The sequence below is a fragment of the Nocardia sp. bgisy134 genome, from assembly GCF_057708325.1.
The window spans coordinates 17,701-34,121 of record NZ_JBYIRW010000027.1 but is presented as its reverse complement, the minus strand read 5'-3'; the positions used below and the strand labels follow the sequence as shown (position 1 = coordinate 34,121).

At 68.3% G+C, this 16,421-nt stretch carries 15 protein-coding genes; 6 read left to right on the top strand and 9 right to left on the bottom strand.

From position 1 onward, the window contains the following. Positions 1–80: 80 nt before the first annotated feature. The 4 genes from AC3ERS_RS33345 to AC3ERS_RS33330 all read right to left on the bottom strand — a co-directional run bounded on the left by AC3ERS_RS33345 (position 81) and on the right by AC3ERS_RS33330 (position 5,307). Positions 81–1,160, bottom strand: a complete 1,080-nt coding sequence (locus tag AC3ERS_RS33345) for a 2-oxoacid:ferredoxin oxidoreductase subunit beta (protein ID WP_431972137.1) — start codon at positions 1,158–1,160, stop codon at positions 81–83. Further along, positions 1,157–3,121 (bottom strand): 2-oxoacid:acceptor oxidoreductase subunit alpha, encoded by a 1,965-nt coding sequence (locus AC3ERS_RS33340; RefSeq protein ID WP_431972136.1) that lies wholly within the window; start codon positions 3,119–3,121, stop codon positions 1,157–1,159. The genes AC3ERS_RS33345 and AC3ERS_RS33340 overlap by 4 nt, the downstream gene beginning before the upstream one ends. A gap of 127 nt (positions 3,122–3,248) precedes the next feature. After that, positions 3,249–4,271 carry an Rv2578c family radical SAM protein gene (locus AC3ERS_RS33335; RefSeq protein WP_431972135.1) on the bottom strand — a complete coding sequence of 341 codons (1,023 nt, stop codon included), beginning with the start codon at positions 4,269–4,271 and terminating at the stop codon, positions 3,249–3,251. 31 nt (positions 4,272–4,302) lie between these two features. Further along, positions 4,303–5,307, bottom strand: coding sequence for an NAD-dependent epimerase/dehydratase family protein (locus AC3ERS_RS33330; protein WP_431972134.1), 1,005 nt, complete (start codon positions 5,305–5,307; stop codon positions 4,303–4,305). 256 nt (positions 5,308–5,563) lie between these two features. Between AC3ERS_RS33330 and AC3ERS_RS33325 the strand changes: the two genes are divergently transcribed. Both AC3ERS_RS33325 and AC3ERS_RS33320 read left to right on the top strand, forming a co-directional pair. Next, on the top strand, positions 5,564–5,890 hold the full coding sequence (locus tag AC3ERS_RS33325) for a type VII secretion target (RefSeq protein WP_431972133.1): 327 nt from the start codon (positions 5,564–5,566) through the stop codon (positions 5,888–5,890). Next, positions 5,887–7,527: a WXG100 family type VII secretion target gene (locus tag AC3ERS_RS33320; protein ID WP_431972132.1), complete on the top strand. Its 1,641-nt coding sequence runs from the start codon at positions 5,887–5,889 to the stop codon at positions 7,525–7,527. Before AC3ERS_RS33325 ends, AC3ERS_RS33320 begins: the two co-directional genes overlap by 4 nt. 312 nt (positions 7,528–7,839) lie before the next feature. Here AC3ERS_RS33320 and AC3ERS_RS33315 read toward each other — a convergent pair whose 3' ends face one another. Both AC3ERS_RS33315 and AC3ERS_RS33310 read right to left on the bottom strand, forming a co-directional pair. After that, the gene (locus tag AC3ERS_RS33315; protein WP_431972131.1) at positions 7,840–8,265 is read right to left on the bottom strand and encodes a DUF4254 domain-containing protein; all 426 of its coding nucleotides are present in this window, start codon (positions 8,263–8,265) and stop codon (positions 7,840–7,842) included. Further along, positions 8,262–8,732, bottom strand: a complete 471-nt coding sequence (locus AC3ERS_RS33310) for a DNA-directed RNA polymerase subunit beta (RefSeq protein ID WP_431972130.1) — start codon at positions 8,730–8,732, stop codon at positions 8,262–8,264. The genes AC3ERS_RS33315 and AC3ERS_RS33310 overlap by 4 nt, the downstream gene beginning before the upstream one ends. A gap of 355 nt (positions 8,733–9,087) precedes the next feature. Here AC3ERS_RS33310 and AC3ERS_RS33305 point away from each other — a divergent pair, with 355 nt between their 5' ends. From AC3ERS_RS33305 to AC3ERS_RS33290, 4 genes are all read left to right on the top strand, one after another. After that, the gene (locus AC3ERS_RS33305; RefSeq protein WP_431972129.1) at positions 9,088–9,681 is read left to right on the top strand and encodes a DUF3558 domain-containing protein; all 594 of its coding nucleotides are present in this window, start codon (positions 9,088–9,090) and stop codon (positions 9,679–9,681) included. 36 nt (positions 9,682–9,717) lie between these two features. Beyond that, on the top strand, positions 9,718–10,191 hold the full coding sequence (locus AC3ERS_RS33300) for a hypothetical protein (RefSeq protein WP_431972128.1): 474 nt from the start codon (positions 9,718–9,720) through the stop codon (positions 10,189–10,191). Next, on the top strand, positions 10,188–11,348 hold the full coding sequence (locus tag AC3ERS_RS33295; RefSeq protein WP_431972127.1) for a WXG100 family type VII secretion target: 1,161 nt from the start codon (positions 10,188–10,190) through the stop codon (positions 11,346–11,348). Before AC3ERS_RS33300 ends, AC3ERS_RS33295 begins: the two co-directional genes overlap by 4 nt. A 257-nt stretch (positions 11,349–11,605) precedes the next feature. After that, positions 11,606–12,370 (top strand): ESX secretion-associated protein EspG, encoded by a 765-nt coding sequence (locus AC3ERS_RS33290; protein WP_431972126.1) that lies wholly within the window; start codon positions 11,606–11,608, stop codon positions 12,368–12,370. A gap of 261 nt (positions 12,371–12,631) precedes the next feature. On the opposite strand, the gene AC3ERS_RS33285 is transcribed toward AC3ERS_RS33290, so the two are convergent. The 3 genes from AC3ERS_RS33285 to AC3ERS_RS33275 all read right to left on the bottom strand — a co-directional run bounded on the left by AC3ERS_RS33285 (position 12,632) and on the right by AC3ERS_RS33275 (position 16,199). Then, a complete protein-coding gene (locus AC3ERS_RS33285) occupies positions 12,632–13,303 on the bottom strand; it encodes a hypothetical protein (protein ID WP_431972125.1) in 672 nt (223 codons plus the stop codon). A gap of 132 nt (positions 13,304–13,435) precedes the next feature. Continuing rightward, positions 13,436–14,080 (bottom strand): TetR/AcrR family transcriptional regulator, encoded by a 645-nt coding sequence (locus AC3ERS_RS33280; RefSeq protein WP_431972123.1) that lies wholly within the window; start codon positions 14,078–14,080, stop codon positions 13,436–13,438. Between the two features lie 79 nt (positions 14,081–14,159). Then, entirely contained in the window at positions 14,160–16,199 is a 2,040-nt protein-coding gene (locus AC3ERS_RS33275; RefSeq protein WP_431972122.1) for a CocE/NonD family hydrolase, read from the bottom strand. Positions 16,200–16,421 lie beyond the last annotated feature (222 nt).

The following is a 16,421-nucleotide window of genomic DNA, read 5'->3' as shown; positions in this document are numbered from 1 at the left end:
TAGGGCGCGACACGTCACACGGCTGCCGCACGCCTCGCAGAGGATACCGGCGCTGCGACGCGTACGGAGACGCTGCGCGGTCAGCCGACGGTCCAGGTCTCGGGGCCGGTGAGGAGAGTTTGGAGGGAGTCGGGGGCGAGGGGGTTGCGGTCCGCGGCGGCGCTGTGCTGGGCGCGGACGGCGTCGTCGTAGGTGGGACGGGTGACGCTGCGGAAGATGCCGGTCACCACGTGGCCCAGGTCCTGGTCGGACAGACGCGAGAGGGCGTAGGCGTATTCAGGGTCGTCGGAGTAGGCGTCGTGGACGACGATGTCGGCCTCCGCGACCTCGGCGGTGCGGGCCACGCGCAGGCCGAAACCGCTTTGCACGACGGCGTATTCACCGTCGGCGCCGAAGCGCAGCGGCTGTCCGTGGTGCAGCGGGATGAGCCGCGATTCGGCGTCGCCGCGGCGCAGCACGTCGAAGGAGCCGTCGTTGAAGATCGGGCAGTCCTGCAGGATCTCGACGAAGGACGTGCCGCGGTGTTCGGCGGCGGCGCGCAGCACCTCGGTGAGCCCGGCTCGGTCGGAGTCGATGGCGCGGGCGGCGAAGCTGGCCTCGGCGCCCAGCGCCAGCGAGAGCGTGTTGAACGGGTGGTCGACCGAGCCCATGGGGGTGGACTTGGTGATCTTGCCCTGCTCCGAGGTCGGTGAGTACTGGCCCTTGGTCAGCCCGTAGATGCGGTTGTTGAACAGCAGGATGGTCATGTTCACGTTGCGGCGCAACGCGTGGATCAGATGGTTGCCGCCGATGGACAGCGCGTCACCGTCGCCGGTGACCACCCAGACCGACAGATCGGGACGCGTCACCGCCAAGCCGGTGGCGATGGCGGGCGCGCGGCCGTGGATGGAGTGGATGCCGTAGGCCTCCAGGTAGTACGGGAACCGGCTGGAGCAGCCGATCCCGGACACGAACATCAGGTTCTCCCTGCGCAATCCGAGTTCGGCCAGGAACCCGCGCACGGTGGCCAGGATGACGTAGTCGCCGCAGCCGGGGCACCAGCGCACCTCCTGATCGGAGGTGAAGTCCTTGACCTTCTGCGGTCCGTCCGCGGCGGGCACCCCGGATACGCCGGTGAGCCCGAGATCGGTTCCGACGAGTGAGGTTTCGACGATGGTCATCGGTTGCCCCCGATCCGCTCGGCCGCGGCCGGGCGCCGTGTGTCCTGCGTTCGATAGGTGGCCCGCGCGCGGGCGGCGAACGACTTGTCCTGCTCCATGTCCTCCAGGGAGCCGTCCAGCGCGGCGTCGATGACGCCGACGAGTTCCTGCGCCGAGAAGGCGGTGCCCGCGATCTTCGTCCACGGCTGCACGTCCACCAGGTACTTCGCGCGCAGCAGCATGGCCAGCTGACCGCCGTTCATCTCCGGCGCGACTACCGTCCGATAGCGGCGCAGCACCGCACCGAGGTTGGGCGGCAACGGATTCAGGTGCCGCAGGTGCGCCTGGGCGACGGGGACGCCGCGGCGGCGGGCGCGGCGGCAGGCCTCGCCGATCGGCCCGAAGGAACTGCCCCAGCCGATCAGCAGCAGCTCGGCGCGCTCGTCGGGGTCGTCGACCTCGAGCCGGGGGACGGCGATGCCGTCGATCTTGGCCTGCCGCAGCCGGACCATCAGCTCGTGATTGGCGGGGTCGTAGGAGATGTTGCCGCTGCCGTCGGCCTTCTCCAGGCCGCCGATCCGGTGCGCGCGGCCCTTGGTGCCCGGCACCGCCAACGGGCGGGCCAGGGTTTCCGGATCGCGGGCGTAGGGCTGGAATCCGGCCTCGTCATCGGCGTCCGGCTCGAACGCGGGGTCGATGGGCGCCAGGTCGGCGACGTTCGGAATCGACCACGGCTCCGAGCCGTTCGCGATGGCGCCGTCGGACAGCAACAGCACGGGCGTGCGATAGGTGAGCGCGATCCTGGCCGCCTCCACGGCGGTGGCGAAGCAGTCGGCGGGGGAGCGGGGCGCGAGCACCGCCACCGGGGACTCGCCGTTGCGGCCGTGCAGCGCCTGCAACAGATCCGCCTGCTCGGTCTTGGTGGGCAGGCCGGTGGAGGGACCGCCGCGCTGCACGTCGACGATCACCAGCGGCAGTTCGGTCATCACCGCCAACCCGATCGTCTCGCTCTTCAGCGCGAGGCCCGGGCCCGAGGTGCTGGTGACGCCGAGCGCGCCGCCCAGCGAGGCGCCGAGCGCCGCGCCGATGCCCGCGATCTCGTCCTCGGCCTGGAAGGTGGTGACGCCGAAGTGCTTGTGCTTGCTCAGCTCGTGCAGGATGTCGGAGGCCGGCGTGATCGGGTAGGTGCCGAGGAAGACCGGCAGCCCGGCCAGATGTCCCGCCGTGACGAGCCCGTAGGCCAGCGCGGTGTTGCCGGTGATCTGGCGGTAGGTGCCCGGCGCCAGCGTGGCGGGCGCGATCTCGTAGGTGGTGGCGAAGGCCTCGGTGGTCTCGCCGTAGTTCCAGCCCGCGCGGAAGGCGAGCACGTTGGCCTCGGCGATGTCCGGTTTACCGGCGAACTTCTCACGGAGGAAGCGTTCGGTGCCGCCGATCGGCCTGCCGTACATCCAGGACAGCAGGCCGAGCGCGAACATGTTCTTCGCGCGCTGGCCGTCCTTCTTGCCGACCTCGGCGGGTTCGGTGGCGGCGAGCGTCAGCGAGGTCATCGGCACCTCGTGCACCACGAAGTCGGTGAGCGAACCGTCCTGCAGCGGATCGGTGGCGTAGCCGACCTTGGCCATGGCGCGCTTGGTGAACTCGTCGGTGTTCACGATGAGGGTGGCCCCGCGCGGGAGATCCTCGAGGTTCGCCTTGAGCGCCGCCGGATTCATCGCCACCAGCACGTCGGGCTGGTCGCCCGCGGTGAGGATGTCGTAGTCGGCGATCTGGATCTGGAAGGACGAGACGCCAGGGAGCGTGCCCTGCGGCGCGCGGATCTCGGCGGGAAAATTGGGCTGGGTCGCCAGGTCGTTGCCGAACGCGGCCGCTTCGTGGGTGAAGCGGTCGCCGGTCAGCTGCATTCCGTCGCCGGAGTCCCCGGCGAACCGAATGACGACCTTTTCCAATTTGGCTGTGCCGACATCGTTTTGGTGCGAAACCATGTGCCTGCTTCACTTCCTCGTCGAGGTGAGAGGTGCCAGTGGCCAACCTACTCCGCCTGGACCGGGTATCGCCGCCGAAGCGCGCAGTCCGCTCCCGATTGGTTTCCGGAGGTCGGGTGGCGCCCGGTCAGGCGAACAGCGCGAGTTGGGTGTCCACGGCGCCCTCCGGCTCCGGCTCCCGCGCGGGTGCGGCGGTGGTCTTTCCGTCCCTGGTCAGGCCGTGCCGCTCCAGCAGCGGCGTGATCCGCTCGCGCAGCCACGCCGCGTACTCCGGCGCGACGTAGGCGCCGCGGCCGTACAGCTGGCGGTAGCGGCGCAGCAGGGCTGGGTGCGTTTCGGCCAGCCACTCGAGGAACCAGCCGCGGGTGCTGCCGCGCAGATGCATCGGGAAGGCGACGGCCGAGGTCGCGCCCGCCGCCGCGATCGCGCCGAACAACTCGTCGAGGTGCGCGCGGCCGTCGGTCAGGTAGGGGATCACCGGCGCCACCAGGACGTGCACCGGGAAGCCCGCGTCGGTCAGCGCGCGGACCATGTCGAGCCGGGCGCGCGGCGACGGCGTTCCGGATTCCAGGCCGCGGTGCAGTTCCGGGTCCAGGATGGCGATGGAGACGGCCAGGCTCACCGGCACCTCGCGGGCGGCCAGCGTCAGCAGCGGCAGATCCCGGCGCAGCAACGTGCCTTTGGTGAGTATGGAGAACGGGGTGCCGGAATCGGTCAGCGCGCGAATGATGCCCGGCATCAACCGGTATCGGCCCTCGGCGCGCTGATACGGGTCGGTGTTGGTGCCGAGCGCGACCGGGTCCCGCTGCCAGGACCGCCTGCCGAGCTCTTTGCGCAGCACGGCGGCGATATTGGTCTTCACCACGATCTGCGCGTCGAAATCGCGGCCCGCGTCCAGGTCCAGATATTCGTGGGTGGGGCGGGCGAAGCAGTAGCGGCAGGCGTGCGAGCACCCGCGCATCGGGTTGATCGTCCACTGGAAGGGCAGTGTCGAACTCTCGGGCATCTTGTTCAGCGCGCTCTTGCAGAGCACTTCGTGGAATGTGATGCCCTCGAATTCCGGGGTCTGCACGGTGCGAACGAACCCCGCCCGGCTCAAGCCGGGCAGTGCGCCGTCGTCGGCGTCCAGGGTCTGGTTCTGCCACCGCACCCACTCAGTCGAACATGTGTTCTAGGGTGTGTCAAGCGATCCGTCGCACGTCGGTCGCGTCGAACGCGGTCGCGTCGGCGAAGAACGCGACCAGATCGCGCACGGTGTCGTCGATCGGGCGCGGCCGATAGCCGAGCTCATGTTCCGCCTTGCCGTGGTCGACCACCGGCGCCGAGATCAGCGCGCCTAGCGCGGCCCTGGACAGGATGTCGGTGCCGAGCATCTTGCCGACCGGCTCGAGCACGGGGATCAGGCCGCCGACCAGCTTGGGCGGGATGGTGAACTTCGGTCCCTTCTTGCCGCCGTGCGCCGCCGCCATCCGGCACAGGTCGAGCATCGAGATCATCGACCCGCCGAGCAGGTAGTTCTCGCCGGTCCGGCCCTTCTCGCCCGCCAGGATCAGGCCCTGTGCCACGTCGCGCACGTCGACCAGGTCGAAGCCGCCGCCGATCATCGCGGGCACCCGGCCCTGGGCGGCGTCGCGCAGTGTGCGGTTGATCCGGGACAGCGGGGTGCTGTGGTCGACGGGGCCGAACACGCCCGTGGGGTTGCAGAGCACGGCGTCGAGTCCCTTGTCGGCGACCTTGCGCAGTTCGACCTCGCCCGCCCATTTGGAGCGGTCGTACACCGGCAGCGCCGGGTCGGTCGAACGCCCCGACCTCTCGTCGATGCGGCCGCCGCAGCTGTACTGGTTGAACGCGTGGATGGAGCTGGCGTGCACCATCCGGCGCGCGCCGACCTCGAGCGCGGCCTCGGCGACCACGCGCACACCCTCGGTGTTGACCTTCCAGGCCAGATCGTTCTTCTCGGCCAGGGTGATCACGGCGACCAAGTGGTACACGACCTCCGCGCCCGCCAGTGTTTCGCGCATCGACGCCGGGTCGAGGACGTTCCCCGCGACCCAGGTGACGTTCGTGTGCGCGGACTGCCCGGGGACCGCCCTGTCGATGGCGGTGACCTCGTGTCCCTGATCGACGAGCAGGCGGAGCAGATTCGTGCCAAGGTAGCCGGCTGCGCCGGTCACTGCGACCTTCATGGCCGTTAGAATATAGAACTTGTTCTAATTTGCAACACGTTGTAGTTCCCTCTTGTCGTGGCGCGATCCGTTCCGCTTCGGGCGGCCGCGGTCTCGAAAGTTGCCGGTGGCGTCGGCTATATTGAGCCCAACCGCAGCGGCTTCGCGGTTCGGACGGCCCGAGCTGTCCGGGGGCACAGTCGTTTCGGGCAGGGAGACGTTTCGACAACGCTATGTGCACGACACAGATGTTCACGACGAATTGGGGGGCAACTCGATGAGTAATCTCTCGGTGGAGACCGAAGCGGTCCAGGCTTTCGCCACGGAGAACGCCGGGATCGCCGCACAGATTTCCTCGGCCGGTTTCGACGGGCCGGCTCAGGTGGCCGCGCTCACGCCGGTGTTCGGACTGATCGGCGCCGACTATCTGCTGAGCTTCGCGGCCGCGCAAGTTCTGCAGGCCAAAGACATCAACGATCTGTCGGCCAAGTACGCCGACCTGTCGTTCAAGGCGTTCAACGCCGCCTCGCTCTACGAGGGCACCGACACCGGCAACGCGGCCGCGATGAACGTCCAGGCGGGCGAGATCGGAGGCGGGGCGTGAAGCCGCTCGACTCCTCGTCCACGGGCCTCATCGCCCCGTCCGAGCCCGCCGCCGACTCGCTCGACCACGCCGCGGCCGGTGCGAATCAGGCAGTCCCCGCGGCGATCCCGACCGATCAAGCCATCATCGATCTGGCGCTGCCGCAGCTGCCCGAGGACATCCCGGCCATCGAACCGCCCGAATTCGTGTTGTCGCACAAGGTGAGTGAGGACGCGCCCGCGCTCGGTACCGTGCCCGCCGGAATGCCCGGCCTCGGCGGCACGCCCGCGCCGGAGGCGCAGGACATCCTCGGCGGGATGCCCACCGATGTGGAAAGCCTGCTCGGCGGCGCGAACACCGCGATCAGCCACGCCGCCGAACAGGTGCACGACGCGGCGACCAACCTCATCGGTCAGGCGGGCGGACTGCTCGGTGGCGCGCTGGGCGGAGGCCCGTCCGGCGCCGCGACGCCCGCCGCGGCGGCGACCCCGCAGCTGCCCACGCTGCCGGAACTGCCCGCCGATCCGATCGGCGCGCTGATGAACGGACTGCAGATCCCGGCGCTGCCCGGCGTCGATCTGTTGTTCAAGCCGATCCTGGATCTGCTCGGCAGCTTCGGCACCGGGGTGCTTGGCGCACTCGACCCGACCGCGATCCTGAGCCAGTCGTCCCAGATCATCGAGACGGCGATGCAGATCGGCAAGGGCAGCCTGGCCACCGTCGAGCAGCTCTGGGAGGGACAGGCGTCGCGCCAGGCGCAGGCCGCCGGGCAGGAAGCCAACCAGCAGGGGCAGGAGACCAGCCAGCGCGGCTTCGACATCTCCGAGCTCACCCAGCGGGCGGCGGCCGTCGTGCAGCAGGGCAACGCCCAATTGCTCGGCATCGCGGGCTCGTTCGCGACTCAGGCGACCGCGATGGCGCCGGTAATTCTTACCCCGCCGGGGCAGGCCGCGCTGATCGCCAGCGCGACCGAGCATCTGGGGCAGGCCGTCTCGGTGGTCAACCTGACCCGCGGCGATCTGGCGGGAAAGACCGCCGAGCTGAACGGCGTCGTCGGTCAGCTGCTCGGCCAGAGCGGGTTGCCCTCGGCGCAAGAGGTGGCGCAGGCGGCCGCGCAGAACATCGGCGAGCCGCTGTTGACGCAGGCGCAGGAGGCCGCGACGCAGGCGGCGAGCAGCAGCCCGAGCAGTGGTCTCAACACGTCGACCTCGACGGTCCCGTCCTCGCTCAACAGCACCTCGCCCGCGGGCACGCCCGGCTCGCCGAGCAGTCTGCTGGGTCCGCTGGGTCGTCCTGGCGGCCCCGGCCCCGGCGGCCCCGGGCCCGGCTCTTCCGGACTGCCGAGCATCCCGGGCCTGCCCGGCTCGGCGGTGCCCGCCGTCCGCCCCATCGGCATGCCCGGCGCGACGCTGCCGACCGGTCTCGGCGCGGCGACCACGCCCGCGGGCACCGGCAGCTCGTTCATGGGCGGTTCGCCGGGTGCGGCCGGCGCCCGTCAGGGTGACGACGACGAGCACTCGCGCAATGTGCAGCCGTACCAGAGCCGCACCGGCAACGACGATCTGACCGGACCGCTCGGTGAGTCGACGCCGGATGTCATCGGTGCGACGCACACCGACGAACTGCTCAGCTCGGATTACGAGCAGGATCAGTTCTAGGGATTCGTAAGGGGTTTCACGGCGCCCTTCTTCGAGTTCGGAGGAGGGCGCCGTTGTTCGTGTTCGTGCCGGTGGCGACGAGCGAGTTGCCGCCGAGGTCGAAGAAGTCGTCGTCGACACCGAAGCGGGGTGCCGTGGGGGTGATCGATCCGGACTTCGGTGGTCGTGCGGCAGCAGTAACGCGCCCGCGGCGGTCGGCGCGGTGCTTCTGTGAACCGGCCCGCCATCGGTTGCCACAGCCCCGTGGATCGGTCTGCCCCCAGCCCGGCGCCTCCGGCGTGCGATTGTCCGAGCTCCGGGATGTGTGCGCCGTCAGGTGATATCGGGAAGCCTGCGGCGGCCCGCGACAAGTTCCGTGGCGAGATCCTCGTAGGCGACGGCGAGTTCCGCGAGGCGCTCCCAGGCGAACCACAGGTCCCAGTCGGAGCTCTCGGCGAGAGCGCTGTGGGCATGGGCGGTGAGCTGGGCGAGGCGATCGATGATCGCGCCGAGTCCCTCGGTGTGCAGGTAAGCCCCGCCGTGCGCGACGGGGAGGTTCGCACGCGCCCAGCGGTCGATGCCGCGCACCAGTTGGGCGCGGCGCTCATCGAGGGTGGGGACGGCGTCGCGCTCCTCGCCCAGCCTGCGGTGGTGCAGGACCGTGAGTTCCCGCGCGTGCGGCGCGAGAAAGTGGTCGACCGGCGGGCGGCCCCGACACGCTTGCAGGAGTTGGCTTCTCGTCGGCAATGGCTCGGTCATCGGGCGACCCGCCGTGGCACTCGGCTCACCCCCGCGCAGGCGAGCGCGAGCGCGACGATCGTCGCTCCCGAGGGGCGGAAAGTATCGCGGGGCGGGTTCACCCAGCGGCGGAATGCGGTGTCCGCTGGAGCGGGTAGCGCGATCTCGCCGCCCTGCGCGACGACCGAAACGTCCAGTCGGAGCAAACGCAGGCGCAGGTCTGCGTCCTCGGTGCAATCCGGGCGGCACAGAAAAGTCCATCTGCGCGAACGAACATGGTCGATGATCGGGCCGATCGCGCCGCCCTGGAACAACATTTCGTCGCGGACCTGCCTTCCGAGCGTCGCGGGCATGGTGACACCGCCGACGAAGCCCGCCGTCATGACGATGCGACCGGCCTTCGGTTCGATGCCCGCCGGTAGGCCGCAGGTGCGCCGATAGTAGGTGCATCTGGACACCGGGGTGTCCGCGAACGCCGTGTCGTTCATGGGTCCTCGATTCGCCGGAAGTCTTGACATGCGCGCCGTCCTGGACCTGGAACCCTTGCGGTGGATAGAGTTTCAGGACTTTCTGATTCGGACCGGGGCGCGTTCAGTGAAGCACCGGGTATTGCGCGGCGGGAATGTTCGAGGTGGTGGAACCGGCGGAATTCGCCGAGGTTCCAAGGATTCCCGTCGATTTGGTTCCAGTTGGCTCGCCGCGTTGCGATCGGGCGCGAGCCATGCGGGCTGGGCAGAAAGGCGCTTCCGCATCTCGCGAGTGTTCGCGCGCCGATGGTAGTCTCACCCGCAGTTGGCTGGGGGCGGAGAAGCCGGTCTACCCCGTGATGCCGAGGGTCCGGCGGTGAAGGTGCCGATGACGAGCAAGTCGAATGCGTGGCGGGTGGGCGTTCTCGCTCTCGGAGCCGCGTTCGTGCTGGTGGGGTGTGGGTCGTCGGTGGGCGGGGATGCGACGCCGTCTGGTAGTTCCACCGCCACGACCAACGCTGGGACGGGAGTCGCGGCGGACGTGCCGTCCGGGTTCAAGCCGTGTGATGACATTCCGCAGAATGTGCTGGACTCGGAGAAGCTGCGGATGAAGATTCCCGCCGACTCGGATGCGTCCGGTGGAATCAAATGGCGAGGCTGCCAGTGGGTTCAGTCTGATGGCTATGGGGCGAGCATCCAAACTACGAATATCACCGTTGACATGGTGAAGGGAAAGAACTTCCGTGATGCACGGGAGTTCACGATCGGCGGTCGCCGCGCGATATCGACCCGCCAAGTCGATGACCATCCCGAGGCCGCGTGCACGTTGAACGTCGAGATGCGTGGGGGCAGCCTCGAATTCAATCTGAGCAATCCGCCATCGCGAAAGAATACCGGCCATCTGGATACATGTAGTCTCACTCAAGCGCTGGCCGAGAAAGTTGTGCCGACGTTGCCCGCGGGAGCCTGAATATGCAAACCGCAACTCAACACAATCGGGGGATACATGACTGAGAATCAAGCGCCAAGGCCGATGGCAAACATGATCAACGCGGCGCGCGAAGGCAACCTCTCGGTTGTCTTGAAGCCCGACGAGTTCGTCTACATCGAACGTGACTGCGAGTACTTCAAACTGGCAATCCAGCAGATTCAGGGCATCATGGACGCGGTATCACGTCAACCGAATTGGGGTCTGGGCGACGGCAACGACAAGTTGGTGTCCGGCGGGACACTCGTCAACCGCTTCAAGACAAAGGCGAATGGCGCCGAGGATGGCAATTCCGTGTGGAAGATCATGGAGCAGCATTACCGCATCGTGGAGGACATTCAGGAGGTGCACCGACTGGTGCGCGAGCGGATGATGCAGGCGGACAGTGACTTTGCCGCGGAGTTCAATCGATTGAACGAGACCTTGCCGGAGCGTCCTCCGGAGGGGCAAGTGCTCGGTCCCTTCATTCTGCCGGATGGGACGGCCAAATGAGCGGCTACGAGGGCACGCGCATCCCCATCGGCGGCGAACATCCGCAGGGCTGGAAGCATCCCGACATCAACGACGCCTTCAGTCCGTTGGATGTGACCAATGCGGTGAACCAGGCCCAGCAGTACTGGCAAGTGCGCAATCTGTGGGATCAGGGTCTACGGACTTTCGAACGCTCGATTCGAACTTCGATGTCGCAGGCTTGGTCCGGCCCGACAGCCGAGATGGCGAAGACGCGGATCCAGGAATACACGAAGAAAGCGGACGAGCTGACGCCCGTACTCGCGGAGATGTACACCCGGGTGCGTGATGCCGCCGATGCGATCGTCAACACCAAGAAGGCCCTTCCCGACCCCGTCGTGGTCACCTGGACATCTTGGCTGTGGCCTCCGAATCGGTGGGAACTCCAGCGAGAACAGTCGCAGGAGGAACAGGCTGCGCAAGTGGCGATGGAGACGCACTACGTCAAACCGTTCGCCGACATCGACGGCAAGATTCCGGTGCTGCCCACGCCCGTGAGTCCCACCTCCTCGCTGGACATTTCGGCCCCACCACCTGGTGGCTACCCGAACGGCCCCGGACCAGGCCCTGGCGGCCCCGGCCCCGGCCCCGGCCTTGGTTCCGGCGTGCCGGGCGACACCGACGGCGACGGTATACCCGACACTCCGGGCGCGGAGCCGGCGGAAGGGGAGACCCCCGAGGACACGACCACCGACGACACCTCGACGAACCCGACCAGCACGACGACCACACCCGCCACCCAGACTCCGACGTCGACAACCCCGGCCGGAGTCAACCCGACCGACCCGAACCGCACGGTACCGAGCGGCGTCCCCTCCGGCCCAGGCTCGCCCGGCGGCCCGGGACCCGGCACCCCGGGCGTCCCGACACCACCGGGCATGGGCCGCAGTGTCCAGGGCGTGCCGACGGCGCCCGGCACGCAAAGCCCGGTGGGCGGTTTGGCGGCGGCGGGCAACCCGTCCACGCGCGGCATGGCCGGTATGCCGGGCATGGCCGCGCCGGGCGCGCGCGGCGGCGGCAAGGACGACGAGGAGCACAAGCTGCCGGAATATCTTGTCACGCAGGAGAACACCGACGAATTGCTCGGCGAGGTCCCGAGGACGATCCCGGGCGGCGTCATCGGTGGTGAAAACGACTGATACCGACCGGCGGTCCGCATGCTTCGCCATAGGGGGCGTGCGGGCCGAGACGGGCGGTGCATCGGGTGGAACGGTATTGCACGATGTTCAATGCTGAGCCGCACGTGTCAGCACGCTACGTGCCGAGCCCCCGTTCGCTGGGCGGCACGTGCCAGGCGCGCCGTGGCAAGCTCCGCTTGCTGGGCTCGGTGCTGAGCTTCGCGTGACCAGCAGGCGTGCGGGGCTTTGGGTGCCGGATCGGGAGATGAGGATAGTAAATGGCTGAATGGGCCTGGGAAACAGACGATTTCGCGGCGCTCTGGCTGGGTGACGCGCATGATCGGATCCCAAGCCCGCTGCGCCACCTTAGCCAGTTCGCCTTCCGCGACGAGTTCGCCGCGCACCGCGACGCGGTCCGGCGGCGCTACTCCGCCGACGAACTCGACGAGATCCGCGCCGCCCTGCACACGCTGGGTGATTCCGAGTTCCGCATCGAAATCCTCGGCGGCAGTTGCAAACATCGCGCCAGCACCGGCCGCGATGACCTGCGCGAGTACCGGATCCTCGGCGCACGCGCCGGTCATCGCGCCGTCACGTTGACCCAGTACGGCACCGACAGCGAGCACGGCCCGATCCGCCTGCGCGCCTTCGACGCCGACCAACTGCCCGCCCGTTTGGCGAAGTCGATTCCCGGCTGCGCACCCGGCGCCGAGAAACCCGCTACCTTCCACCCGGATGAACTCAGTCCCCGCCGCGACAGCTACCTCCAGGACAACGCCCGCAACACCCCGCGCGAGCGCTACCAGCGCCTCCTGGGCCGCCCCGCCGACGGCGGCGGCTCCGCAGTCCTGCTCACCGGCTCCCTGCACACCCCCGCCAAACCCCGCAATGTCCTGCAATGGCACGACATCTCCGGCGACGGCCGCTACACCGAGCTCCGCGGCGCCCACATCACCGTCCGCCCCACCGTCCCCGCCGAACTGACCACCCAGTTCGCCACCTGGATCAGCCGAGCGCTTGACCACCTCCGCGACGACGACTGATACCGCGTTACCGGCGATCGTTCGGTGCGACGGTGTTCTTCGCGCACCCCGCGCTTGCCGTGACCGCCTGTCCGCGATGTGTTCCGGACCGGCGGCGAGGTGTGCGTCGGTCCATGACAGTGCGCGGCAATGGTGTGCGCAGCGGCAGCCCGGTAACGCGCAGCCGGTCCAGTGCCCACGATGCGCGTCGGCGGCATCCTGCCACCGCGCCCACGCCGCTAGGTCAAGCCGCGACAATCCATCCGAAGAATATCCACGGTGTCACGGCAGCTCGTCGAGTGCGGGGCGTGATTTCGGTCGATTGCCGATCAGGATCGTCACGCTGACCACCAGCACCCACGAGGGAAAGACCAGCGCCACCCAGAGATTGAGACTGAAGACGATCAGCAAGAGCAGCGCCAGCGGATAGGTGAGGAGGGGCAGCCAGCGCGGCATGATCCGGGTACGCAGGAAAATGGTGGCGAGGGTGATCATGAAGACCGCCGCCATCCGCACCGCGTAGACGTGGTTGATGCCCAGGACCACCTCACGTCCGAAGAAGAGGATTCCGTTCACGTCGAGATCCGAGCGTTGCGAGACGGCCAGAAGGCCTCCGGCGATCGCCGTCGAAACGGATGTGAAGGCGAGAAACAGGATCCCGCTGCCCAGCAGCACCGTCGAGAAGAACCGGTCCTCGAACCTGCCGAGACGGTCTCGAACAACGCCGATGAACCACAGGAACGCGATGCTCGCGAAAGGTGCGAGGAAGAATGCCGCACCGATCCTCCCGTCGTCTACGACCCGGGGAGATGCGGTGGACGGTGTAGGCGGCAGGGCGGTCCCCACCAGCACGATGACAGTCGCGAAAAGCGCGGCAAAGGCGATGCCGGCGACCGCCGCGGAGCGCGGCGTCCGCAGTGGGATGGACTCGACCTCACCGCGTGCTTCGGCCATGGGCAGATCATTCCAGAAGTCCCGTCGCGGGACGGTTCATCGGACGTGTTCGCAGCCGGGTCGGGGTGGCGGGCTGGTGCGTGGAGTTCGAAACCGAGGGCAGCGGCGGCCATGCTCGCACAGCCGGTCCGACTACCGGCCCAATCCCTCCAGCACCGAGGTCACCACCGTGTGGGCGCTGTCCACGACATCGTCGAGGGGTTGGCGACAGTCGCCGAGGACCCATTGCTGGGCAATCATGAGCACGGCGCCGACCAGGCCGGTGGCGATGGTACGCAGGCGCGGGCGCGGCACGGATTCGATGTCGGTCAGCGGGGTGACCAGCTCCAGCAAGGTGTCGACGAAAGATCCGGTCACCGCGCGGTAGTCCGCGTCGACGGCCGGGCTGACGCCGAGTATTTCGAAGAACTCGATCCGCGCGATCCTCGGGTCTTCGGCGATGCCGCGGAAGAAGCCGGTCATCGCGCCGCGCACGGCGGTGTCGACGGTGCCGGGGCACGCGGCGGCTCCGTCGACGATGGACCGGCGCAGCCGGTCGGTGGCGACGGAGTACGCGGCGAGCAGCAAACTCTCGCTGCCGTCGAATGATTCGTAGAAGTAGCGTTTGCCGACGCCGGCGCGCGCACAGACGGCGTCGATGGTGGTGTTGCGATAGCCCCGCGTGCCGAATTCCTCGATCGCCGCGTCGACGAGCCTGGCGCGACGTTGCTGCTGACGCTGTTCGGGCCCGGCGCCCCGGTATTTGCGGCCCGGGGCGCCGAGGCCGGAAACGGTCACGCCACCATGGTGGCATCGCCTTCCGTGCGAGACAAACCACGCCGATCGGAGTGCTCGCCGGAGGGCGGTCACACTCCGCTCACCAGCCGGGATCGCCCTCGACCGGGATGTTCACCCAGCTGGGCTGATCTGGGTCCAGGACGAGATGCTGTGGCCTGAGTCCGCTTTCGTTCAGCAGCGGGCGCAGCGGGATGCTGCTGGGGAAGTTGCTCGCGAAGACGTCGATGCGAAGCCGATGCCCTGGCTGTAGCATGCCGTCGGTGGCGAAGAGCCCGATATCGAGCACGGTCGGCTGGCCGGGGACGACAGGTTCGCGGCTCGCCAGGGTCAAGATCGGGTAGGGATCGGTGTAGTCGCCGTTGGGGGAGCGGGTGGAGGCGGCCTCGTTCACCGCGCGCAGCGAGGCGGTGCGCTGGCCGGTCGTCCACACGGTGGAACGCCCGTCCGGCGCTACGTCATTCACGGTCACCGTCCAGTAGCCGTCCGTGGCGTCGAGGACGGTGTTCAGGTGGACGGCGAGCGGACCGGAGATCTGGGTCGGCCGGTTCACCGGCGCCGTCGTGAAGGTCAGCGCGTTCATCTCGCTGATCCGCGCGTCTTCGGCGCAGATGTCCAGTGCCGAGACGATGCCCGCCGTGCCCTGCGCGGCATCGCGCGAGCACAAGGTGGACAGGCCGGGTGCGATCGTCAGTCGTGCGGGGCCGCCCGGCGCCATACTCAGCGAGCCGTCGCCCGCGGCGGTCGGCGCGGTGCCCGACGGGACCGCGTTCAGGTACAGCCGCCGGTACTCCATCCCGGGGCGCGGGAAGGACGGGCTGTCGCTCCAACCGCCGCCCTGCTGCCACGACGTCACCTGGTCGTAGCCGTCGATGCCGTTGTCGATTCCCTTGAGCCACTTGTCGAACCACGCGCGCTGCAGGACGTCCAGGGACGGCGGCGCGCCGGGGTCGCCCATGCCCGCGCCGGTGGTGACGTGGTAGGTGTCGCCCATCACCAGCTTCTTCTGGCTGTCCGCGACATCGATGGCGTTGTACACCCGGGGCGAGGAATAGGTGAAGATGTCGTGCCAGCCGCCGTAGATGAAGGTCGGCGTCTGGATCCGCTCCGGATGCCCGACCCACGCGGTCCGCAGCGGGCTCTCGTCGTCGAGCACCGCCATCATGTCCGGTGGGATCTGGTCGATGTTCGGCGTGACCAGCGCCGCGATGACGGTGTTGAAGAAGGTGAACGGGTCGCGGATGCGGTCGGCCAGCCAGGTCCAGTCGAATCTGCCGGTCAGCACCGAGACCACGTCGGGAAGCAACTTCGTGGCATTGACCGCAAGCAGCCACTCGGGGATGAAACCGATGCCGAGCGCGCCGCCGGGCGCCGCGACGTCGCGAATGAGGTCGCTGCCGGGGACGATCGGGAAGATCGCCTGCAGTGCGGCGGGTCTGCGCTCGGCGGTCTGCAGTTGGTTGACGGCGGAATAGGAGATTCCGCTCATGCCGATCCGTCCGTTGGACCACGGCTGGTTCGCCGCCCAGTCCACGACCTCGGCGCCGTCCTGCTGTTCGCGATCGCCGAAGACCTGCCAAAGGCCTTGGGAGAAACCGGTTCCGCGCACGTCGACGACGACCTGCGTGTATCCGCTCTGGATCAGCTTGCGATCCACGCCGAAGGTCCGCGCCGCGCCGCCGGGCAGCGCCCGCATCAGATCGCTGAGCCCGCTCATCCCGAACGCCGAGAAATCCAGATTGCGCAGCACATGCATCAACGGGTCCGCGAGCCCGGGAATCGCCAGCGCGGAATCCGCCAGGTTCGCAACGAGTTTCGTGTAGGGCGTCAGGTTGACGACGGTCGGTGTCGGCTCCTGGATCGGCTGACCCGTCGCATCGGCGGGACGGTAGACGTTCGCCTTCAACACCGTGCCGTCGCTCATGGTGATCGGCACATCCCATTCGATGAAGACGTGCGGATATTGCGGCGGCGCATTGTGTGTGGCGATGAACTCGGCGTCGAGCCCGGCGCTCGCCGGCGTCGACTCGGCCGAGGGCGCGGACACCACTCCACCTGTTATCACGAGAAACGCGGACAGCGCTGCGGCTGCCACAGCGATCGGACCCCGACGTCTGATCATGCCTTGCCAAACCCTCCCGCAAAGAGGAACTACTTCGTTCCCATAAGTGAGGTAAAGGTAACGCACGCCACGATTCCGCGCCACCATGACCGGGCTCACATCGCGCCGCGCATTCCGGGACGCAGGGCCGCCCCGGTTCTGGAATCGCTGGGTGAAACATGCAGCGCGGCAACATCATCGATGCTGGTGCGCGATCGCCGTCGGTTTGCTGCGACGTTCGTC